This is a genomic window from Mycobacterium gordonae (genome assembly GCF_001417955.2).
GTDB classification, from domain to species: domain Bacteria; phylum Actinomycetota; class Actinomycetes; order Mycobacteriales; family Mycobacteriaceae; genus Mycobacterium; species Mycobacterium gordonae_B.
Window position 1 is genome coordinate 39,141 of the sequence record NZ_LKTM01000350.1, and the last position, 19,451, is coordinate 58,591.

A 19,451-nucleotide genomic window follows, 5' to 3' on the forward strand; every position below is an offset into this window, starting at 1 on the left:
CGAAAGGTCGATGATGACAAGCACTCTCTACCCGCCGAAAGGCTTTGGCGCGCCCAAGGATCGCAAAGGACACGCCATCGGCAGCAACGTGGGCCTGCGCGCCGGGACGGAGGTGTTCTCGGCCGACAACCACATCTCACTGGCGGCCGACATTTTCTACGAACGCTTCCCCGAGGACCTCAAGGACAAGGCGCCCCGCATTTGGTACGAACAGGGCGCGTATCAGGTCGGCCGCAAGGGACAGTCCTTCCTGCCCGGCGACTTCAGCGCCGTGCTGATGCAGTACGACGACCTGCCCGGCGCGGCCAGCACCAATATCGAGGCGAGGATCCAGGAGCTGCGTGAGGACGGCGTCGAGAAGGAACTCGCCTTCCCCAACGCGGTACTGGCGTTATTCCACTACCCCGACAAGAAACTGCGCGAACTCACCTTCCGCATCTACAACGAGTACATCGCCGAACTGCAGGAGCGCTCGGGCGGCCACTTCTACGGTGCCGGCCTGATCAACTGGTGGGACCCCGAGGGCACCCGTAGGACGCTGGCCGAGCTGAAATCCCTTGGGCTGAAAACATTTCTGATGCCGCTGAATCCGGGCAAGGACGACGACGGCAACCCGATCGACTACTCCTGTACGTCCATGAGTGCCGTCTGGGACGAGATCGAGGCCGCCGGTCTTCCTGTGACGCACCACATCGGGGAGACTCCGCCGAAGAGCCCGTGCGAGTTCAACAGCGTCGTCGTCGGGATGATGATCAACATCGACGGCTTCCGGGAGACGTTCTCCAAGTACATCTTCGGCGGCATCCTCGATCAGCACCCGGCTCTGCGTATCGGCTGGTTCGAGGGCGGAATCGCGTGGGTGCCGTGGGCCCTGCAGGATGCCGAACATCTGGTGGCGTCCTACCAGCACATGTTCAACCGGCCCCTGGAACACGATGTCCGCTACTACTGGGACACCCATATGAGCGCCTCGTTCATGGTCGACCCGCTCGGCCTGGAGCTGATCGACCGGATCGGGGTCGACAAGGTGATGTGGTCATCGGACTACCCGCACAACGAGAGCACGTACGGATATTCCGAGAAATCACTCGCGGCCGTCGTTGAAGCCGTCGGCCCGGACAACGCCGCCCGGATCGTCAGTGGCAACATCACCGAATTCCTGGGGCTGTGACCGTTTTGGGGACCACATTCGCTCCGCAGGGCAGCGGTCTGGCGATACCGGAGACGCCTGACTTGTCCCGGATGCGCCGCGAGACCGGGGCGCGGCTGCGTTCGGCGATGGTTGAGCGTGGTGTCGACGCCCTGGTGCTGCTCGGCAACAACGCGGTGGTCTATGCCACCGGCACGAGTTGGCCGCTGGGCGACGCCGGTCTGTCCTATGTGGAGCGCCCGGTGGCAGTGGTGCTGGCCGATGACCAGTGGCCGCACCTGTTCCTGCCGTTCCGCGAGGGGGCGGCGCAGGAGTCGGAGCTGCCGGCCGATCACCTGCACGGCCCGGTCTACCTCGAATTCGAGGAAGGCGTAGCCGATTTCGCGCGGACGCTGGCCGGCCTGGTACCCGGCGGGGCCACGGTCGCGGCCGACGAACTGACCGGAGCGATGTCGCGCGCCCGCGACGTGTTGTTTCCCAATGGGTTTCCCGTCGACGCTGCCGCGGTGATCAGTGCGGCCAAGGTCATCAAGACTGCGGACGAGCTGGCCTGCATCCGCACTGCGGTCCGCATCACCGACGAAGCGATGATCGAGGTGCAGCAGGCACTGGCTCCCGGTATCCGCCAGATCGACTTGTCGGCACGTTTTGTGCGCCGGGCCTTCGAGCTCGGGGCGATGACCAGCATGCTCGAGCCGATCTGGCAGGTGATGCCACACAGCAGAGCCGAGGGCGTCTGGACCACCCACGGAGATCTGGCGCTGCCACTGTTGAGCACCGAACGCGAGTTGGCGAAGGGCGACGTGCTGTGGACCGACGTCAGCATCACCTACGCGGGCTATTGTTCCGACTTCGGCCGAACCTGGATCGTCGGACAGGACCCGTCGCCGCGCCAGCAGGAGCAGTTCCACCGGTGGCGCTCGATCATGGACGCCGTGCTGGGCGTCGCCCGTGCCGGAGTCACCGCCGCGGATCTGGGCCGGGCAGCCATCGCGGCCAACGGGGGCACCCGTCCGTGGCTGCCGCACTTCTATCTTGGTCATGGCATCGGGGTCAATGCGGCCGAAATGCCGATGATCGGAACGGATCTGGGCGCGGAGTTCGACGAGAACTTCGTGTTACGGCCGGGCATGGTGCTGGTGCTGGAACCCGTGGTGTGGGAGGACGGCACCGGCGGCTACCGCAGTGAAGAGGTTTTGGTGATCACCGAGGAGGGCTCGATTCGATTGACCGACTACCCCTATGACCCCTATGCCGACTGAAGTCCTGCCCGATGCGCAGGCGCTGCGCCTGGGGCGCCGGGAACGCGCGCTGGCCCAGATGGCGGTCCACGACCTGGACGTGCTGGTGCTGGGCCGACAGGCCAACGTCCGCTATGTCACCGGCGCACCACAACTCTGGGTGGCCGGAACACGGCCGTTCGGGCCCACCTGCGTGCTGGTGCGAGAGACCGGTGCCGTGCATCTGCTCAGTACCTGGGACGAGGGCATCCCCGAGGACATCCCGCGGGAGAACCTCTACGGCATCTCCTGGAATCCGGTGAACACCATCGCGGCGCTGAGCCGCATCGAGGGAGCAGCCACCGCCCGGCGGGTCGGAACCGATGCGCTGTCACCGGTTTTCGCTCAGCTGCTGCCGACCGCCTTTCCCAGGGCCGAACTGGTCGACGGTGAGCTCGCCATGCGCGCGTCGCGGCGGGTCAAGACCGACGACGAGATCGCCGCGCTGCGGGAATCCATCGCGGTGGCCGAAACCGGCCTGACCGCCGCCGTCGCGGAACTGCGGCCCGGCGTCCGGGAACAGGAACTGGCCGGGGTATTGCTGGAGGCGGTGGCCGCCGGTGGGGTGAGCACACCCTCGAATCAGGATGTGGCCTGGGCGACGTCGCGCGAGCATCCCTGGCGGCGCGCCGCGGGCGACGGTCGCGTGCAGTCGGGTGACCTGGTGGCGCTGTCCTCCGGCGTCCTGGCCGGCGGCTACATCGGTGAAGTGGGACGCACCTGGCCGGTCGGTGAAGTCGCCGGTGCCGCCGCGCTGTTCGGACGTTGGGACCGGCTGTGGGACATGCTCATTTCAGTGTGCCGGCCGGGCGCCGGAGCGGGTGAGCTGCTAACCGCCTATGCCGCCGCTGGTGAGCCCGCGCCGCCGATGCCGGTAGCGCGCGGTCTGGGCATGGGCTTCGACCCGCCGGTGGTCTCGGCGCGGCTGCCGCACACTGCGGAGCAGGAGCGGCTCGAGCCCGGCATGGTGCTGGCGGTCACCGGCTACGTCTGGGAACAGGGTGTCGGCGCGGTATTCGGGCGCGAGGCGGTGTTGATCACGGCTGACGGTCCAGAGATGTTGACCGCGAGCCCATTTTGGCGGGTCTAGGCCGGAGGGCCGGGCGGCAGTGACGCAACCACCGCTGTCCGGCTACCGCGTGATCGACCTGTCCAGCGGGATCGCGGGCGGTTACTGCACCAAGCTGCTCGCCGACGGCGGGGCTGAGGTCGTCAAAGTAGAGTCACCGGAGGGTGATTGGCTGCGCTCCTGGTCAGCATCGGGATCAGAGGTGGTCGGCGACGGCGCGTTGTTCAGCTTCCTGGCCGGGTGCAAACACAGTGTCGTGGCCGATCCGGAGATTGACGCTGAATTCGTCGGGCGGCTGCTGGCCGGCGCGGACGCGATGGTGTGGTCGTCGGGATCTGCTGTGGCCGATCGCTTCTCGCCTGCGACGATGGTGGAGCGTTATCCGCACCTCGTCGTCGCGTCGATCAGCCCGTTCGGTCTGCACGGTCCCTGGCACGACCGGCCCGCTACCGAGTTCACGCTGCAGGCCTGGTCCGGGGGGATCATCGGGCTGGGGCGCGGGGTGGCCGACCGTGCACCGGTGTTCGTCGGCGGTCAGGTCGGGGAGTACCTCGCCGGTGCCTACACCAGCGCGGCGATCCTGGCCGCGTTGTATAGCGGTCGCGGCCAGGGCCAGTTGATCGACCTGTCGATGCTCGAAACCCAGATCCTCGGCCTCACCTACTATCCGGTGACCTACTTCGAGATGCTCGGCCACCCTTGGCGGGATGCCCGCCGCCTCACCGTCCCGGGCGTAGCCGCCGCCCAGGACGGTCTGGTGGACCTCGGCTGCGGTACCGCGCAACAGTGGTTCGACCTGTGCGCGATGGTGGGTCACCCGGAGTGGATCGACGAGAATTCCCCGCTGTCGATCACCGAACTGGCCAACGTCTACGCCGACGAGATCTACGAGTGGGTACGACGTCATCCGGCGGATGAGATCCGCGAACTGGCTACCGCCTTCCGGATACCCAACGCGCCGGTGGCCAACGGCGCCAACATCGTTTCGCTGGAACACTTTGTCGAGCGCGGTTCGTTTCAGCGCAACCCGTGCGATGACTTTCAGCAGCCGGGACACCCCTACCGGATGCGGCCGGCGCAGTTACGGCAACCGGGAGTGGCGCCGCGCCTCGGCGAACACACCCAGCACTACCGGTCGGCATCCCTGGTGCCGCGGGCCGTTTCCAGCCAGTCGTCAGAAGCACTGCCGCTGAACGGGCTTCGAGTGCTGGACATGACCGCCTTCTGGGCGGGCCCGTCCTGTACGCACCTGCTGGCGTTGCTCGGTGCGGAGGTGATTCACATCGAGTCCACCCGCCGCCCGGACGGCACCAGGCTCATCGCCGGCATTCCGGTCACCGAGGAGCAATGGTGGGAGAAGTCGCCGATCTTCGCGGCGCTCAACACCAACAAGAAGGGCCTGACCCTGGACCTGCAGCGGCCGCGGGGGCGTGAACTGTTACTCAAGCTGATCGGCACCTGTGACGTGATCGCGGAGAACTTCACGCCCCGCGTGCTCGACCAGATCGGCTTGGACTTCGCTGCGGTACAAGCGGTCCGGCCTGACGCGATTCTATTGCGCATGCCGGGCTTCGGGCTGGACGGGCCCTGGCGCGACAATCCGGCGTTCGCCTACGTGATCGAGTCGGCGTCGGGCGTGAGCTGGCTGACCGGCTATCCCGACCGCCCGCCGTTCGAGCCGTACTCGGTGGGGGACCCCAATGCCGGTATTCACGCAGTCAACGCGTTGCTGTTGGCGCTGGAGCACCGACGCCGCACCGGACAGGGCGTGATGGTGGAGGCCGCGATGGTCGATGCGGCCCTCAACATCGCCGCCGAGCAGGTCATCGAGTTCTCCTCGTACGGAGCGCTATTGGAACGGGCCGGCAACCGGGGGCCGACGGCCGTGCCGCAGAACCTGTACCTGAGCGCCGACATCGACGAGTTCGGCCGCCTCGACAGTTGGGTCGCGATCGCGGTGGCCACCGACGAGCAGTGGGTGCAGTTGTGCGGTGCACTCGGATCACCCTCGTGGGCAACCGATCCGGCGCTGGCTACCGCGACGGGCCGGCGCGCGCAGGAAGATCGGATCGACGATCAGCTCGCGCGATGGTGTGAAGGTCGCACCCGGGACGACATTGTCGCCACCCTGTGGGGCGCCGGTGTGCCGGTCGCCAAGGTCATGCAGCCGCACCGCCAGACGGAGTTGGACCAGCTCAACGCGCGGGGATTTTTCGAAGTGGTCGACCATCCGGTGTGCGGCCCGGCTAGGCTCAGCAGCGTGCCCATGCGACTGTCCGGCGGCCCGCGTCTTTTTCACACCCAGCCGGCGCCGTTGCTGGGACAACACAATCGGGAGTTGCTGGCGGAGTTGGGGCTGACTGATGATGAGATCGCCCAGCTGGAAGCCGACGGCGTGATCGGCCGGTGCCCGGGGTGACTATTAGTGGCGCGAGCAGACGCAAAATCGCACGGCGCGGCCTCCGCGCGTGCGATTTTGCGTCTGCTCGCGGGGGGTAGGCGCCGTGCCGATTGATCCCGCACACATCTTGCTGACCGACCGGGTCGCGGTGGTCACCGGCGGGGGCGCCGGCATCGGACGCGGTATCGCCGCGGGCTTCGCGGCTTTCGGCGCGCGCGTGGCCATCTGGGAACGAAATCCCGATTCCTGCACCCAGGCCGCGGAATCGATTGGCGCACTCGGTATCACCTGTGATGTCCGGGACAGCGCACAGGTCGATGCGGCGCTGGCCCGGACGGTGGCCGAACTAGGGACGCCGACGATTCTGGTCAACAATGCCGGCGGCGTCTTCTCCTCATCGCTGCTGGATACCAGCGAGAACGGTTGGGACGCTTTATATCGCGCCAACCTGCGGCATGTGTTGCTGTGTACCCAACGGGTCGCGCGCCGGCTGGTGGCCGATGGTCTGCCCGGCAGCATCATGGCCGTCACCTCGATCGAGGGGGTACGGGCCGCGCCCGGCTACGCGGCCTACGCCGCCGCCAAGGCCGGTGTCATCAATTACACGAAGACCGCCGCGCTGGAGTTGGCGTCCCACGGTATCCGGGTCAACGCGATAGCGCCTGACATCACGCTGACCGAAGGCCTGGCTCAGCTGGGTGGGGAGGGCGCGACGGCGGCCATGGGGGCTGTAGTGCCGTGGGGGAGGCCCGGGCACGTCGACGAAATAGCCGGTACTGCAATCTTTCTCGCGTCTGACATGTCGACGTACATCACCGGCCAGACGTTGCACGTCGACGGCGGCACCCACGCCGCGGGCGGGTGGTATCACGACCCGCAGACCGGCGCCTACCGGCTGGGGCCGAATTCCTAGCGCGAGCAGACACGAAGTCGCACGCGCGGAGCCCGCGGCGTGCGATTTCGCGTCTGCTCGCGGGGCTAGGTGCGCCCCGCTCGCGCAGGCTAGTGACGCCAGCCTTCGGCGGCCTGTTCGTCGAAAGTCCGGTCGATGCGGTCGAACCGGCGCCGGATCGACGCCCGGGACGCCTCGTGCGGCAACACATACAAGCGGTTGGCCAGGATCGCGTCAGCGGTCAGGCGGGCGAGATCGCCGACTCCGAGCGTCTCGTCCTGCTCGGGGAGCGGCCCGAGCGAACCGGTCACGTCCGGTGTCGACGCCAGGCCGTAATCCGCGCCCCGGATCCGTTCGGAGTTGGACAGCAGCTTGGTCTCGACGACCATTGGGCACAGCACCGACACCCCGATGCCATTGCCCTTCACTTCGCGCGCCAGCGTCTCGGCCAGGCTGACCACGCCGTACTTGGCAACCCCGTACGCCCCGAGGCCGGCGTTGGGCACCAGCCCGGCGAAGGAGGCGGTGAATGCGATGTGGCCGCCCGTGCCCTGCTTGAGCAACCGCGGCAAGAACGCCTCGACGGCGTGAATCGAACCCCACAAGTCGATGTCGATCACCCAGCGCCAGTCCTCGTGCGTCATCTCGGCGATCGGGCCGGCGACCACGATGCCGGCATTGCTGAACACGATGTCCACCTGGCCGAGCAACCGGAACGCCTTGTCGGCCAACCGCGTCACCTCATCGAGATGCCGGACGTCGCACATCACGCCGTGGGCGTCGAAACCCTGGCCGCGTAGGTGAGTGACCGCCAATTCCAGGCCCGGTTGGTCGACGTCGGCGAGCACCACTCGCGCCCCGCGGCCGGCCAGTTCGGTGGCGGTGGCCAGGCCGATACCGCTCGCGCCGCCGGTGATGACCGCTCCGCGTCCCTCAAATCCGTCCATGGACGGCAGCCTATTTCAGGCAGCTCCCCGCATCCACCGGCAGGGTGACGCCGGTGATGTACCGGGACTCGTCGGAGGCGAAGAACAGCACCGCGTTGCTGACGTCCTGCGCCTCGACCCACGGGATCGGCAGCGTGTGGAACATCTGGCAGATCGGCGCCATGTCGTCCGGGCCGGGGTTCTCCAGGTCCGGCCGGAACATCTTGAAGGTGCCCTCGTTGTGCAGCATCGGGGTGGCGACGTGGGTGGGATGCACCGAGTTCACCCGAATCATGTGCTGCCCCAGTTCAACTGCGAAGGATCGCATGATGCCCACCACACCGTGCTTGGCGGCCACATAGCTGCCGCAGTGCGGGTAGGCCTTGATCCCGCCGACCGAGCTGGTCAGGATGATCGAGCCACCGTTGCGGCCCGCGAGAATATGCGGCACACCGGCTTTCACCGACTTCCAGACGCTGGACAGGTTGACGTCGATCATCTCCTGCCAGTCGTATTCGCTGGTTTTGTCCAGAGTGTCGCCGCCATTGCCGATGCCGGCGTTGGCCACGATGATGTCCAGTCGTCCCAGCTGCTCCACACCGCTGTCCACGACAGCCTTGAGCGCGTCGAAGTCGCGGACATCGACCTCCGCCGTGACGATCCGGCGATTGAGTCCCTTGACGAGATCGGCGGTCTCGGCCAGATCCTCCGGTGTCGACGCCGGGATCGTGGTGTTCTTGACGATCGGCTTGCACACGTCGACGGCGATGATGTCGGCGCCTTCCTCGGCCAACCGCACGGCGTGACTGCGTCCCTGACCCCGCGCCGCCCCGGTGACAAAGGCGACTTTCCCTTCTACACGTCCAGTCATGGTTCCCTCCTAGGTGACTCAGCCGAAGACGGCCGGCATGGACTCCCAACCCCGCACGGTCGACGTGGGGGAAAGCGTGGCCTCGGCAAGATCGACATCCCAGTCGGGGAAGCGCTTCAGGATCTCCTCCAGCGCGATCCGGCCCTCCAGCCGGGCCAGCGCCGAGCCGAGACAATAGTGGGTGCCGACACTGAACGTCAGGTGCTGGCGCGGCTCGCGGCGGATGTCGAAAACGTCTCCGTCAGGCGGAAATTGGCGATGGTCACGGTTCGCCGCTCCGATCAGCATCATCATGACGCTGCCTTCGGGGACCCGCTGGCCGTAGTACTCGACATCGCGGGTGACGTACCGGGCCACGTGCGGCGCCGGCGGCTCGTAGCGCAGCAACTCCTCGACGGCCGCGGGGATCAATGCCGGATTCTCCGCCAGCGCGCGACGCTGATCCGCGTGCTCGGCCAAAACCTTTCCCGCCCAGCCGATCAGCCGGGTGGTGGTCTCGTTGCCGGCACCGGAGACGACAGTGACGTAGGTGAGCAGTTCGTCGCGGCTCATGCGCCGGACGGTTCCGGTCTCGTCCTCGAACTCTGCGTTGAGCAACTCGGTCATGATGTCGTTGGACGGATGTTGCGCACGCCAGTCGATGTATTGACCGAAAAAGTCGCCGTTCAACATGGTTTCGGCCGAGAACTCCATCGGCTTGCCGGCCTCGGTGCGCATCTGCGCGTTGGCGAAGTCGCGTGCCGCCTCTTGGTCTTCCTCTGGGACACCCAGCAGCATGCCGATCACCCGCGTGGGCATCTGCGCGCCGAGGTCGTTGACGAAGTCGAACGTGCCGGTCCCGATCAGCGGATCCAGACTGCGTGCGCAGAATTCCCGGATCTTGGGCTCCAAGTCGCTGATCTTGCGCGGAGTGAACATACGCGACAACAACTTACGGTGAATGTCGTGAACGGGCGGATCCTCGAAGATGAGCACGCCCGGCGGCATCTCGATATTGGCCCGGATCAGTTCGAGGATGGCTCCGCGGGCGGAGCTGAACGTCTGGTGGTCGACGATGGCGTTGTCGACATCGGCGAAGCGACTGAGGGCATAGAAGTCATGCTGCTCGTTGTAGTACAGCGGCGACTCCTCGCGCAGGCGCCGGAACATGGGGTACGGGTCAGCGTTGAGCTCGACATCGTAGGGGTCGAAATAGACGTCACTGGCTGCGCTCACTGTCACGGGTAATTGCCCTCTCGCCGGTTACGCGCTGCCCTCGTTTGTTCGGGCAGCGCGCTGATGCCGCCGGTAGAACTCTGTCATCACGCACCAACGAGTGTCAACGCGGAATCCGTTTTGGCTATTTTACGTTCTGATTTTAAGAGAATAACATTCTCAATCCGGCGCGAGAGTGCGATATTCGCTCGTCGGGGACAGGTGGACCGCAAAGCGGTCCGAAGGTTAGCTGCCGGCGAATCCTCGTGAGCAGAAGTCCCACACCTCGTCGGCGCTGATCGGATGGACCGTCGCGTCGTCGGAACCGCCGCTGGACTGGGCGATGAACATCACTGTCTGCATGGTCATGGCAGCCATCCGCTTCGGGTTGACGCCGGCACGCAGCTTGCCAGCCTCACAGGCAGCTTCCATCAGCTCCGTGAGCAAAGCCAGCAGCGGCGCGTGGGCTACCTTGACCTCAGCGGGATGGGTGACGAGCAACCGTGGCGCAAAGTCGGTGAACAGTGGCCGCTTAGCCGTCGGGTCCGGTCGGGAGGCTTCGTAGAGAAGCTCCACCGCCACCTTGAGCCGTTCCAGCGCGTCGGTGTGGCTTTCGGTCGCGGCCCTGATCTGGTCAGCCGACCGGCTCAGCGCGTCCTCGAACAGGGCCAGCAGCAACTCGTGTTTGCCGTCGAACTGCAGGTAGAAGCTGCGCAACGACTGGCGGGAGCGGTCGACGACCTCCTGCACGGTGAAGTCCGTGCTGCCCTTCTCGATGATGATGGCCTGGGCGGCATCGAGGAAGCGCTGGACGCGTTGCGCCGCCCGCAATTTGGCGGTCTTGATGGATCGCTCGACGGCCCGCTGTTTCCAAGCCGGCTCTTCGCCCGGGCTCGTCACGGGCGGCTCGGGAGATTGCCGCGAGGAGAGAACATGGTTGGACTGTACCGGAGAACGTCGGGCCATCGCTGCGCTCGACCTCCTCACGGACGATGTCTTGGAGATTGTAACTTCCTCACGACGAGAATACTATTCTCTTGCACGGGTGTTTGGGAAGCACATTCACGAGAGTGCACACCCGGAAGCCGCGCGAAGCCCCGAGGAGATTTGGTGCAGCTGACTTTTGATGCCGACGTCGAGGCATTCCGGTCGGAATTCGTCGCTTTTCTCGACGAGCACCTGCCGGACGAGGCCCAAGGAGTGGTGCGGCCGAGTTCGTGCTCCCATGTGCCGGAGTGGGCGGCTCGCTGGCAGCGACTGCTGTTCGACAATGGCTGGCTGCTACCGGGCAACCCGCCCGAATTCGGCGGCCGCAACGCAACGTTGTTGCAGCAGTATGTGCATGCGGACGAGATGGCGCGGCGACGCATCTACCGCAGTTTCAACCCGCAAGGCGTCGGGATCATCGCGGCGTCCCTGCTGTCGTTCGGGACCCCCGAGCAGAAGCAGCAGTGGGCGGTGCGAATCCTGCGCGCGGAGATCACCGCTTCGCTGGGGATGAGTGAACCCGGCGCCGGTTCGGATCTGGCCTCTCTGAAGACGCGGGCGGTGCGGGACGGCGACGACTTCGTGGTGAACGGCCAGAAGGTGTGGACCTCGGGTGCACACGACGCCGACGTGCTGCTGACCTTCGTGCGCACCAACCCCGACGTCCCAAAACACAAGGGAATCAGTGTGTTGCTGATTCCGACGGACACTCCGGGTGTGGTGCGACGGCCGTTCGCCTCGGTGTGCGACCACGACGACGTCGAATTCAACGAGGTGTTCTTCACCGATGCCCGGGTGCCCGCCGAGAATCTGGTCGGCGAGCTCGACGGCGGCTGGCGGGTGGCGACCGGCGCGCTCGGGCACGAGCGCGCCATGCTGTGGCTGGACTACGCGAATCTATTGGACCAGCAGACAACCGATTTCGCGCCGACCGGAACGTTGGAACGGGATCGCTACGCCACCCTGGTGATGGATGCCTGGGCGATGCGGCTGCTCGGTTCGGTGACTTTGGCCAAGGCCGCGCGCGGTGAGGAGGATGTGCCCGGCCAGTCGGTGCTGAAGCTGCTCGGCTCCGAGGCGGTCCAGCGCGCCTCCGAAGATGCCCTGAACGCCAAGGGTCCCGAGGGTCTGATCCATCCGGCGATCACCGCGCCGTTCGCCCCGCTGAACCTGGACGCCCACTACGGCAGCTGGTTCGACCGGTACGCCCGCAGCTTCGCCGGCACCATCGCCGGCGGGACGTCGGAGATCCAGCGCAACATCATCGCCGAGCGGGTGCTCGGGATGCCGCGCGGCTGATTTCCGCAATCCTCCTGCCCGACTGGGAATTTGACGACGCCGCCACGGCGTGTCGCGTCGTGAGGTTCACACTCGGCGCTCAGAGATGGACGAGCCGCGGCGCCGAGCCCACGGCACGGACGTGCGCTCCCGCTTCGCGGGTCAGCTCCTTCGAGCTGCCGAGCAACCCGTCGAGCACCAATACCCGCTTGACGTGGCGGTGCAACTGATGCTCGGCGGTGAAGCCGATGCCCCCGAGTACCTGCTGGCAGTGCCGAGCGGCAGTCAGCGCCGCCTGGCCCGCCGCCGCCTTGGCCAGTAGACACGCGAACTCGTCCGGCTGATCGGCGGCGGCCCGCAAAGTGGCTTCGGCGCCCTCGACGGCGACCAGCGTCTCGGCGAGGCGGTGGCGCACCGCCTGGAAAGATGCGATGCGACGGCCGAATTGGACTCGGTCCAGTGCGTGGCTGCGAGCCAGCGCCAGCATGGCCCGGCTGGCGCCGACGAGCCACCACCCCACCGCCTGCCGGGCCGTACCGAGCGGGACGGCGTCCCCGGTGGGCACCCGGTGCAAGGGCAGCTCCTCGTCCATCGCCGGAGTCGCGGTGTCGGCACGCTCCCAGACCACCCAGGAACCCCCGGCGTAGGGCAGCGGCACCGTGTCACCGGTGCCTCGCAGCACGACGTCATTCAGCACGGGCGCATGCGCACCCGTCTCGCCGAGCAATCGGAAGACCAGAGGTATTGCGATTTCCGGTATTTCATCGACCATGTCGAGCCAGCCGAGCTCGGCCAGGGCAGCGTCCAGGGCGGCGCCGGACGGCGACGTCGTCATCGCCGAACGTAAGGATTCGGCCAGCAGCGCCAGCTCGGTGTCCACGTCACTCCTTCCCGAGGTCGAGCAGCCGACGGGCGATGATGTTGCGCTGGATCTCGGCTGTCCCACCGTAGATGGTCGCCGCGCGCGAGTAGAGGTACTCCGGCCGCCAGGCGGTGTCGTCGAGTTCGAGCGTGCCGGGCAGCAGGTCGCGGACGGTGTCGTAGAGCCGTTGTTCGGCACCGGCCAGTAGCACCTTGTCGATGGAGGTGTCGGGTCCGAGTCGCGCTCCGCCGGCCAGCCGGTGCTGGGTGGCGCGGGATCGGCAGCGCAGCGTATGCAGCGCGAGATAGGCTGCGCCCAAGGCGGATTCGTCCGCTTCGGTCGTCTCGGCGACCAGTGCGTCGAACCTCGAGTACAGGTAGGCGATTCGCTGCCAGAAACAGGTCGACCGCTCATAGGGCAACAGATCCATCGCGAGTCGCCAGCCGTCTCCGGGCTTGCCGAGCATCCGGCTGGACGGGATCACCACATCGTCGTAGTACACCTCGCAGAACTCGTCGACGCCGTGCATGGTGCGCAACGGGCGGACCGTGATGCCTGGCGTGTCCAGGTCGACGAAAAATGCGGTGATGCCGTTATGGCCCGGCGCGGTACGGGTGAGCAGCACGCACCGGGTGGAGAACTGCGCGAAGCTGGTCCAGACCTTCTGCCCGTTGACGATCCAGTTGTCACCGTCGGGGACCGCCCGGGTCGTCAAGGATGCCAGATCGCTGCCGGATCCCGGTTCGGAGAAACCCTGGCACCACTGCTCTCGTCCGCTGAGCAGCCGCGGCACCATCTCGGCGGCGAGTTCGATTGGCGCGTAGTCGATCATGGTGGGCGCCAGTACCTCCAGCATCGAGTAGGGACCGGGTTCGGCCAGCCGCCGGCCCACCACCTCCTCGCCGACGATTGCGCGCAGCAGCGCCGGCCCGCCCAGTCCGCCGACCGACTCCGGCCAGCCGTAACGCATCCAGTCCGCCTCGTACAGCGCCGCGCTGACCCGGGCGAACTGCCGCATGTGGCCCTGCAGCGAATGGTCGGGCCCCGGGGTCAGGTCATGCTCGTCGAGCCACGCGCACAACCCGGTCCGGAACTCCTCGACATTCACGGCGTTGGGCGGCCCACGGCATGCGGCCGTCCGGAGTCATGCACGCCGCTGCGCCGGATGAAGGTCATGGCGCGGGTTTTCAGGCGCCAGCCGTCGGCGGTGCGCAGGTAGGTGTCGCGGTAGTAGCCGATGCGCATGTCATGCGCGGAGTGTTCGATGAAGCACAGCGGTTGGGTGCCGGTGGCCGTATCGCCGTCGAGATTTTCGACCAGCGAGGTGCCGGTCATGAACAGGCCCTTCGGCGCGGCGGCGACCAGTTCCGGGAACCGGTCCAGTGTGTAGGTGTCCCCGAATGCGCTGTAGGTGCCGTCCGGTGTGAACACGCCGACCAGTCCCTCGATGTCGCCCTGGGTGATGGTGACCGCATACCGGGCGAGCAACTGCTGGATCTCCACCAGGTCGTCAGTTCTGCTTGGCATAAACCTTGCCGCCTTTCATGACAAAGCCCACGTTGCGGGTAACGGTGATGTCCGCCAACGGATTTCCGGGCACCGCGATGACGTCGGCAAGCATGCCCTCGGCCAGGCGACCCAGCTCGGTGGAGTTGATCAGCTCCGCGGCCGTCACGGTCGCCCCGCGCAACACGGCCAGCGGCGGCAATCCCCACTCGACCAGGGTGACGAGTTCATCGGCGTTGCGGCCGTGCGGTATTGCCGGCGCGTCGGTGCCGACGGCGATCTTCACCCCGGCCTGGTAGGCCGCCAGGATCGAGGTGCGCGACTTGGGGAACATCTCGGCGGCCTTGGCCTGAAGTTCGGGCGGCGCATGGGACACGTCCATGCCCTCGGCCAGCCGGCGGGTGCTCACCAGGAAGGTGCCGTTCTCGACCATCAGGGCAATGGCCTCGTCGTCGACGAGGAATCCGTGCTCGATGCAGTCGATGCCGGCCGCCACCGCGTGCTTGACCGCATCGGCGCCGTGCGTGTGCGCGGCGACCCGCAGCCCCCGCCGGTGTGCCTCGTCGACGATGGCGCGCAGCTCGTCATCCGAATAGTGCTGGGCGCCAGGCGGTCCGGTCAGCGACATGACGCCGCCGGAGCAGCACACCTTGATCAGCTGGGCGCCGTGCTTGATCTGGTAGCGCACCGCCCGGCGGATCTCGTCGACGCCGTTGGCGATACCCTCCTCGATCGTGAGGTCCAGCACGTGCGGCGCGAACGCCGCGAACATCGTCGGGTCCAGATGCCCGCCGGTAGGCGTAATCGCATGTCCGGCAGGCACTATGCGGGGCCCGTCGATCCACCCCGCGTCGATCGCCCTGCCGAGCGCGACGTCGAGCAGGTAGCCGCCGGTCTTGACGAACAGGCCCAGGTTGCGCACGGTGGTGAACCCGGCACGCAGGGTGCGCCGGGCATTACCGACGGCGCGCAGCACCCGGGTCGGTGGGTCGTCCTGTACCTGGGACAGGCCCGGCTTCTCGCCCCGGCCGCCCATCAGCAGGTTGACCTCCATGTCCATCAACCCGGGCAACAGAATCTGATCCCCGAGATCGATCAGGTCGCCCTCGGGCTCACCTCCGATACCGACGATGCGGTCGCCGTCGATCCGGAGGATGCCCGGCGAGACGATCTCGCCGGCGTCGACATCGAGTAGCCCAGCTGCCTTGAGCGTCAACACGCTTCAGATCACCGGTTCCCTGATGCACTCCACCCACGCCGCGCCGCTGTCGGGAACCCGGGGCTGCTTCCACGCCTCGATCGGAAACGAGACCATCACCAGCGACTGCATCAGGTGCATGAGCGTGCGTGCGTCCTCGGGAAGATCGTCCAGCGGGTACTTGTCACAGTAGGCGATGACGTCGTTCAGGCGCGGGAAGGCGGCGTCGTAGAACTCCTGCATCTGACCCATGGTGGAGGCCAGGCGCTTGGCGTAACGCTCGGGTTCCGTAGCCAGATCCCAGTCCAGATACGTTTCCAGGTCAGCGAATTCAGACGGTAACTTTGCCATTGTTCTGGCTCTCCTTCGCGAAGTCGGCAACGTAGTCGCCGGTCACCTTGTGCAGATGGCGGAGCAGGATCTCCTGGTCGCACAACGGGAAGTCGTTGACCACTCGGGTGCCGATCATGGTCTGCGTCGCCTCCAGCGTGTTCGCGTCCTGCAGCGCGTACTCCTTGAACGTCACCGCGGCCAACTCGTGGGCCAGGCGCTCCCGGGCATTTCGCGGCGGCACGAAGTACAGCGTGCACTCGAAGATGTGCCTGTCGACGGCGGTCGGCCAGTAGTGGTAGGTCAGGAACCAGCCCGGCTCCCAGATCAGCAGCATGAAGTTCGGGTAGAAGTGCCAGGAGTCGATGCCCCACTGCTTGACCTTCTTCGGATTCACACCCGGCGGCAGCGCGTCGAGGTTGGCAATGACTTCCGGCTTGTCCCAGGGGCCGAACAGTCCGCTGCGCAGGACCTGGTCCATCGGCTTGACCATGCTCATGTCCACCGGCGGGGCCTGGCCGCCCCAGGTCGAGATCATTCCGTGCGGGCTGGCCAGCTCGTAGTGCAGCGCCTCAAAGCCGTACTTCATGATCTTGGCGGCTTCCTCTTTGGTGTACTGCCCCTGATGCAGCACCGGAGCGTGGTAGAACTCGGCGAACGCGTCGATGAACAGCTTCCAGTTGCTGCCGACTTCGGCTCGGTAGGAATAGGTTTCGGTCATCTCGTGGAAGGGGTAGCCCTCGATGCCCTTGCCCATCGGACCCAGATAGTCCACCAGCGGCTGTGCGTTCTGGTCGAAGTTGATGAAGATGAAGCCTTCCCACATTTCGCAGCGCACCGGCACCAGGCCGTAATCACTCTTGTCGACGTCGAAGAACTCGTCTTCCTGCTGGATGTAAGTGAGGTCACCGTCCAGGCTGTACCGCCAGGCGTGGTACTTGCAGGTGAACTGCCGGCAGGTGCCGGAGGTCTCCTCGTTCGGAAAATCGTTCCACACCAGCTTGTTTCCACGGTGCCGGCAGACGTTGTGGAACGCCTTGACGGATCCGTCCTTGGTCTTGACGACGATCACCGACATCCCTTTGCCGGCCGAGGGCAGCTCTTTGGTGAAGTAGCTGCCGGTGCGCGGCAGTCTCTCGACTCGGCCGACGTTGAGCCAGGTGCGCTTGAAGACCGCGTCGCGCTCGGCTTCGAAGAACGCAGGATCGATCGAGTCGCTGTAGTCGACGGGTGCGGTCCCCAGTTCCGGATAGTTCTGCGTCCAGCTTCCGGCGGCTGGTTTGGGGAAGTGGGCCACTGTTACCTCTCCTCGTGTTCGAGCTGAACGCCAAAAGTGTTGAGCGCCATGGCCAGCATGGTGTAGGAGCCGACGGTGAAGACGTAGTCCATGCGTTGGCGGTCGTCGAAGCGGGTGCCGAGCATGGCCCAGGTTTCGTCGGACAGTTGGGATTTCTCGTCGAGTTCGCCGACGCCGGTGATCACCGCCTGCTCGAATTCGTCGAACCCGCCGTCGCCCCGGCGGACCGCGTCGATCTCGGCGTCGGTGATGCCCTCGCGCTTGGCGAGGTCGACATGATGAGTCCACTCGTAGGCGCACTCACGACGGTGCGCGACCCGCAGGATGGCCAGCTCGCGGATTCGGGGCGGCAAGGTAGATGAAAACAAGAGGTGGACGTTGAACTTGAGGAACGCCTTGGTCAGGACCGGGTGGTTGACCAGGGTCGACAACACGTTGGAGGCGTCACGCGGATTGCGGCGCTCCGGGGGCAGCATGACGGCCAGCGCGCCTTCGACAGCCTCGTCCCACTGGTCAGCGGGCAGCGGCGGTAAACGCATCGGCTGATCCCTCTCACGTGCGATCCTCTCACTCAGAGAGAATCATATTCTCATTTACAACCAACAGACTTGCACGAATCGGTCGGTGGGTCAATGCTGGCGCGGAGGGCGGCCATCGGGGGTCGTCAGCGTCGCCGCAAAGGCCCCGTCGGCCCCCGGGCGGCTATGCTGGATGTTGATTCTCGCTTCGCGAGAAGATAGTTTTCAACCTATATAGAGAGCTCGGCGCAGGTGGGCTCTGCTCTGCGGCTTGAAGCCTGCTCAATACACCCGATCAGGTGGATCAGATGAGAAGGGAACACCCGTGAACAAAGAAGACATGATCCTGATCAGCGTGGACGACCACACCGTCGAGCCGCCGAACATGTTCAAGAACCACCTACCGTCGAAGTACCTGGACGACGCGCCTCGCCTGGTGCACAACCCCGACGGCTCGGACATGTGGAAGTTCCGCGACACCGTCATTCCGAACGTGGCGCTCAACGCGGTGGCCGGCCGGCCCAAGGAGGAGTACGGGATCGAGCCCACCGGCCTGGACGAGATCCGGCCCGGCTGTTACAACGTCGACGAGCGCATCAAGGACATGAATGCCGGCGGGATCCTGGCCTCGATCTGTTTTCCGTCCTTCCCGGGTTTCGCCGGACGCCTGTTCGCCACCGACGATCCGGAATTCTCGATCGCACTGGTGCAGGCCTACAACGACTGGCACATCGAGGAATGGTGCGGTGCCTACCCGGCGCGGTTCATCCCGATGGCGATTCCGGTGATCTGGGACGCCGAGGCGTGCGCCGCCGAGGTGCGCCGGGTTGCCAAGAAGGGCGTACACGCGCTCACCTTCACCGAGAACCCGGCCGCGATGGGCTACCCCAGCTTCCACAACGAATACTGGAATCCGTTGTGGAAGGCGTTGTGCGACACCGACACCGTCATGAATGTGCACATCGGGTCCTCGGGCCGGCTCGCGATCACGGCGCCCGACGCCCCGATGGACGTGATGATCACGCTGCAGCCGATGAACATCGTGCAGGCGGCCGCTGACCTGCTGTGGTCTCGGCCCATCAAGGAGTACCCGGACCTCAAGGTCGCGCTGTCCGAGGGGGGCACCGGATGGATTCCCTACTTCCTGGAGCGCGCGGACCGTACCTATGAGATGCACTCGACCTGGACGCATCAGAACTTCGGCGGGAAGCTGCCGTCCGAGGTCTTCCGTGAGCACTTCCTCACCTGCTTCATCAGCGACAAGGTGGGCGTGGCGCTGCGCAACATGATCGGTATCGACAACATCTGCTGGGAGGCCGACTACCCGCACAGCGACTCGATGTGGCCGGGAGCGCCCGAGGAGTTGTGGGACGTGTTGTCGCTGAACGACGTACCCGATGACGAGATCCACAAAATCACCCACCAGAACGCGATGCGCTGGTACTCGTTCGACCCGTTCACCCACATCACGCCCGAGCAGGCGACGGTCGGCGCGCTGCGCAAGGCCGCCGAAGGGCACGACGTGTCGATTCGGGCGTCGGGCCACGCAAAGGACACCCGTGGTGGTTCGTCGTTCGCCGACTTCGCCGCCAACGCGAAGTCCCTCTCCGGCAACACGGACTGACGTTCTACCGGCGAGCAGACGCGAACTCGCATCATCTGGACCCAGATCGTGCGAGTTTGCGTCTGCTC

At 65.9% G+C, this 19,451-nt stretch carries 19 protein-coding genes and 1 pseudogene; 7 read left to right on the plus strand and 13 right to left on the minus strand.

The window, feature by feature from the left end:
- The first annotated feature begins 10 nt into the window (after positions 1-10).
- The 5 genes from AO501_RS26345 (at position 11) to AO501_RS26365 (ending at position 6,813) form a co-directional block, all read left to right on the plus strand.
- On the plus strand, positions 11-1,171 hold the full coding sequence (locus tag AO501_RS26345; protein WP_055580523.1) for an amidohydrolase family protein: 1,161 nt from the start codon (positions 11-13) through the stop codon (positions 1,169-1,171).
- A 71-nt stretch (positions 1,172-1,242) separates the two neighbouring features.
- A complete protein-coding gene (locus AO501_RS26350; protein ID WP_082658860.1) occupies positions 1,243-2,412 on the plus strand; it encodes a M24 family metallopeptidase in 1,170 nt (389 codons plus the stop codon).
- Complete coding sequence (locus AO501_RS26355) at positions 2,402-3,520, plus strand: M24 family metallopeptidase (RefSeq protein ID WP_055580524.1); 1,119 nt, start codon at positions 2,402-2,404, stop codon at positions 3,518-3,520. Before AO501_RS26350 ends, AO501_RS26355 begins: the two co-directional genes overlap by 11 nt.
- Before the next feature lie 19 nt (positions 3,521-3,539).
- The gene (locus tag AO501_RS26360) at positions 3,540-5,918 is read left to right on the plus strand and encodes a CaiB/BaiF CoA transferase family protein (protein WP_055580525.1); all 2,379 of its coding nucleotides are present in this window, start codon (positions 3,540-3,542) and stop codon (positions 5,916-5,918) included.
- A gap of 85 nt (positions 5,919-6,003) precedes the next feature.
- Positions 6,004-6,813, plus strand: coding sequence for an SDR family NAD(P)-dependent oxidoreductase (locus AO501_RS26365; RefSeq protein WP_055580526.1), 810 nt, complete (start codon positions 6,004-6,006; stop codon positions 6,811-6,813).
- 89 nt (positions 6,814-6,902) lie between these two features.
- On the opposite strand, the gene AO501_RS26370 is transcribed toward AO501_RS26365, so the two are convergent.
- From AO501_RS26370 to AO501_RS26385, 4 genes are all read right to left on the minus strand, one after another.
- On the minus strand, positions 6,903-7,739 hold the full coding sequence (locus AO501_RS26370; protein ID WP_055580527.1) for an SDR family NAD(P)-dependent oxidoreductase: 837 nt from the start codon (positions 7,737-7,739) through the stop codon (positions 6,903-6,905).
- A gap of 10 nt (positions 7,740-7,749) precedes the next feature.
- Positions 7,750-8,589, minus strand: a complete 840-nt coding sequence (locus tag AO501_RS26375) for a mycofactocin-coupled SDR family oxidoreductase (protein WP_055580528.1) — start codon at positions 8,587-8,589, stop codon at positions 7,750-7,752.
- Positions 8,590-8,607: 18 nt separating this feature from the next.
- Positions 8,608-9,810: a cytochrome P450 gene (locus tag AO501_RS26380; RefSeq protein WP_055580529.1), complete on the minus strand. Its 1,203-nt coding sequence runs from the start codon at positions 9,808-9,810 to the stop codon at positions 8,608-8,610.
- A gap of 219 nt (positions 9,811-10,029) precedes the next feature.
- Complete coding sequence (locus AO501_RS26385) at positions 10,030-10,683, minus strand: TetR/AcrR family transcriptional regulator (protein WP_055580530.1); 654 nt, start codon at positions 10,681-10,683, stop codon at positions 10,030-10,032.
- 210 nt (positions 10,684-10,893) lie between these two features.
- Between AO501_RS26385 and AO501_RS26390 the strand changes: the two genes are divergently transcribed.
- The gene (locus AO501_RS26390; protein WP_055580651.1) at positions 10,894-12,069 is read left to right on the plus strand and encodes an acyl-CoA dehydrogenase family protein; all 1,176 of its coding nucleotides are present in this window, start codon (positions 10,894-10,896) and stop codon (positions 12,067-12,069) included.
- Positions 12,070-12,148: 79 nt separating this feature from the next.
- Here the strand turns inward: AO501_RS26390 and AO501_RS26395 are convergent, their stop codons facing one another.
- The 9 genes and pseudogenes from AO501_RS26395 to AO501_RS26425 all read right to left on the minus strand — a co-directional run bounded on the left by AO501_RS26395 (position 12,149) and on the right by AO501_RS26425 (position 17,780).
- Complete coding sequence (locus tag AO501_RS26395; protein ID WP_082658861.1) at positions 12,149-12,883, minus strand: acyl-CoA dehydrogenase family protein; 735 nt, start codon at positions 12,881-12,883, stop codon at positions 12,149-12,151.
- Between the two features lie 46 nt (positions 12,884-12,929).
- Positions 12,930-13,376 carry an acyl-CoA dehydrogenase family protein gene (locus AO501_RS40830; RefSeq protein ID WP_371935035.1) on the minus strand — a complete coding sequence of 149 codons (447 nt, stop codon included), beginning with the start codon at positions 13,374-13,376 and terminating at the stop codon, positions 12,930-12,932.
- Positions 13,321-13,491 (minus strand): TilS substrate-binding domain-containing protein, encoded by a 171-nt coding sequence (locus tag AO501_RS40835; RefSeq protein WP_371935036.1) that lies wholly within the window; start codon positions 13,489-13,491, stop codon positions 13,321-13,323. The genes AO501_RS40830 and AO501_RS40835 overlap by 56 nt, the downstream gene beginning before the upstream one ends.
- Positions 13,455-13,928 (minus strand): annotated as a pseudogene (locus tag AO501_RS40840) (acyl-CoA dehydrogenase family protein); the annotation flags it as partial. The gene AO501_RS40835 and the pseudogene AO501_RS40840, both read right to left, overlap by 37 nt.
- Positions 13,929-14,014: 86 nt before the next feature.
- On the minus strand, positions 14,015-14,437 hold the full coding sequence (locus AO501_RS26405; RefSeq protein ID WP_055580533.1) for a nuclear transport factor 2 family protein: 423 nt from the start codon (positions 14,435-14,437) through the stop codon (positions 14,015-14,017).
- A complete protein-coding gene (locus AO501_RS26410) occupies positions 14,421-15,635 on the minus strand; it encodes a metal-dependent hydrolase family protein (RefSeq protein ID WP_055580534.1) in 1,215 nt (404 codons plus the stop codon). Before AO501_RS26410 ends, AO501_RS26405 begins: the two co-directional genes overlap by 17 nt.
- 3 nt (positions 15,636-15,638) lie before the next feature.
- Positions 15,639-15,965, minus strand: coding sequence for a hypothetical protein (locus AO501_RS26415; RefSeq protein ID WP_055580535.1), 327 nt, complete (start codon positions 15,963-15,965; stop codon positions 15,639-15,641).
- Positions 15,946-17,241 carry an aromatic ring-hydroxylating oxygenase subunit alpha gene (locus AO501_RS26420; protein ID WP_055580536.1) on the minus strand — a complete coding sequence of 432 codons (1,296 nt, stop codon included), beginning with the start codon at positions 17,239-17,241 and terminating at the stop codon, positions 15,946-15,948. Before AO501_RS26420 ends, AO501_RS26415 begins: the two co-directional genes overlap by 20 nt.
- 2 nt (positions 17,242-17,243) lie before the next feature.
- Positions 17,244-17,780 carry a carboxymuconolactone decarboxylase family protein gene (locus tag AO501_RS26425; RefSeq protein WP_055580537.1) on the minus strand — a complete coding sequence of 179 codons (537 nt, stop codon included), beginning with the start codon at positions 17,778-17,780 and terminating at the stop codon, positions 17,244-17,246.
- A gap of 304 nt (positions 17,781-18,084) precedes the next feature.
- Here AO501_RS26425 and AO501_RS26430 point away from each other — a divergent pair, with 304 nt between their 5' ends.
- Positions 18,085-19,383 (plus strand): amidohydrolase family protein, encoded by a 1,299-nt coding sequence (locus tag AO501_RS26430; RefSeq protein ID WP_055580538.1) that lies wholly within the window; start codon positions 18,085-18,087, stop codon positions 19,381-19,383.
- The last annotated feature ends 68 nt before the right edge of the window (positions 19,384-19,451 follow it).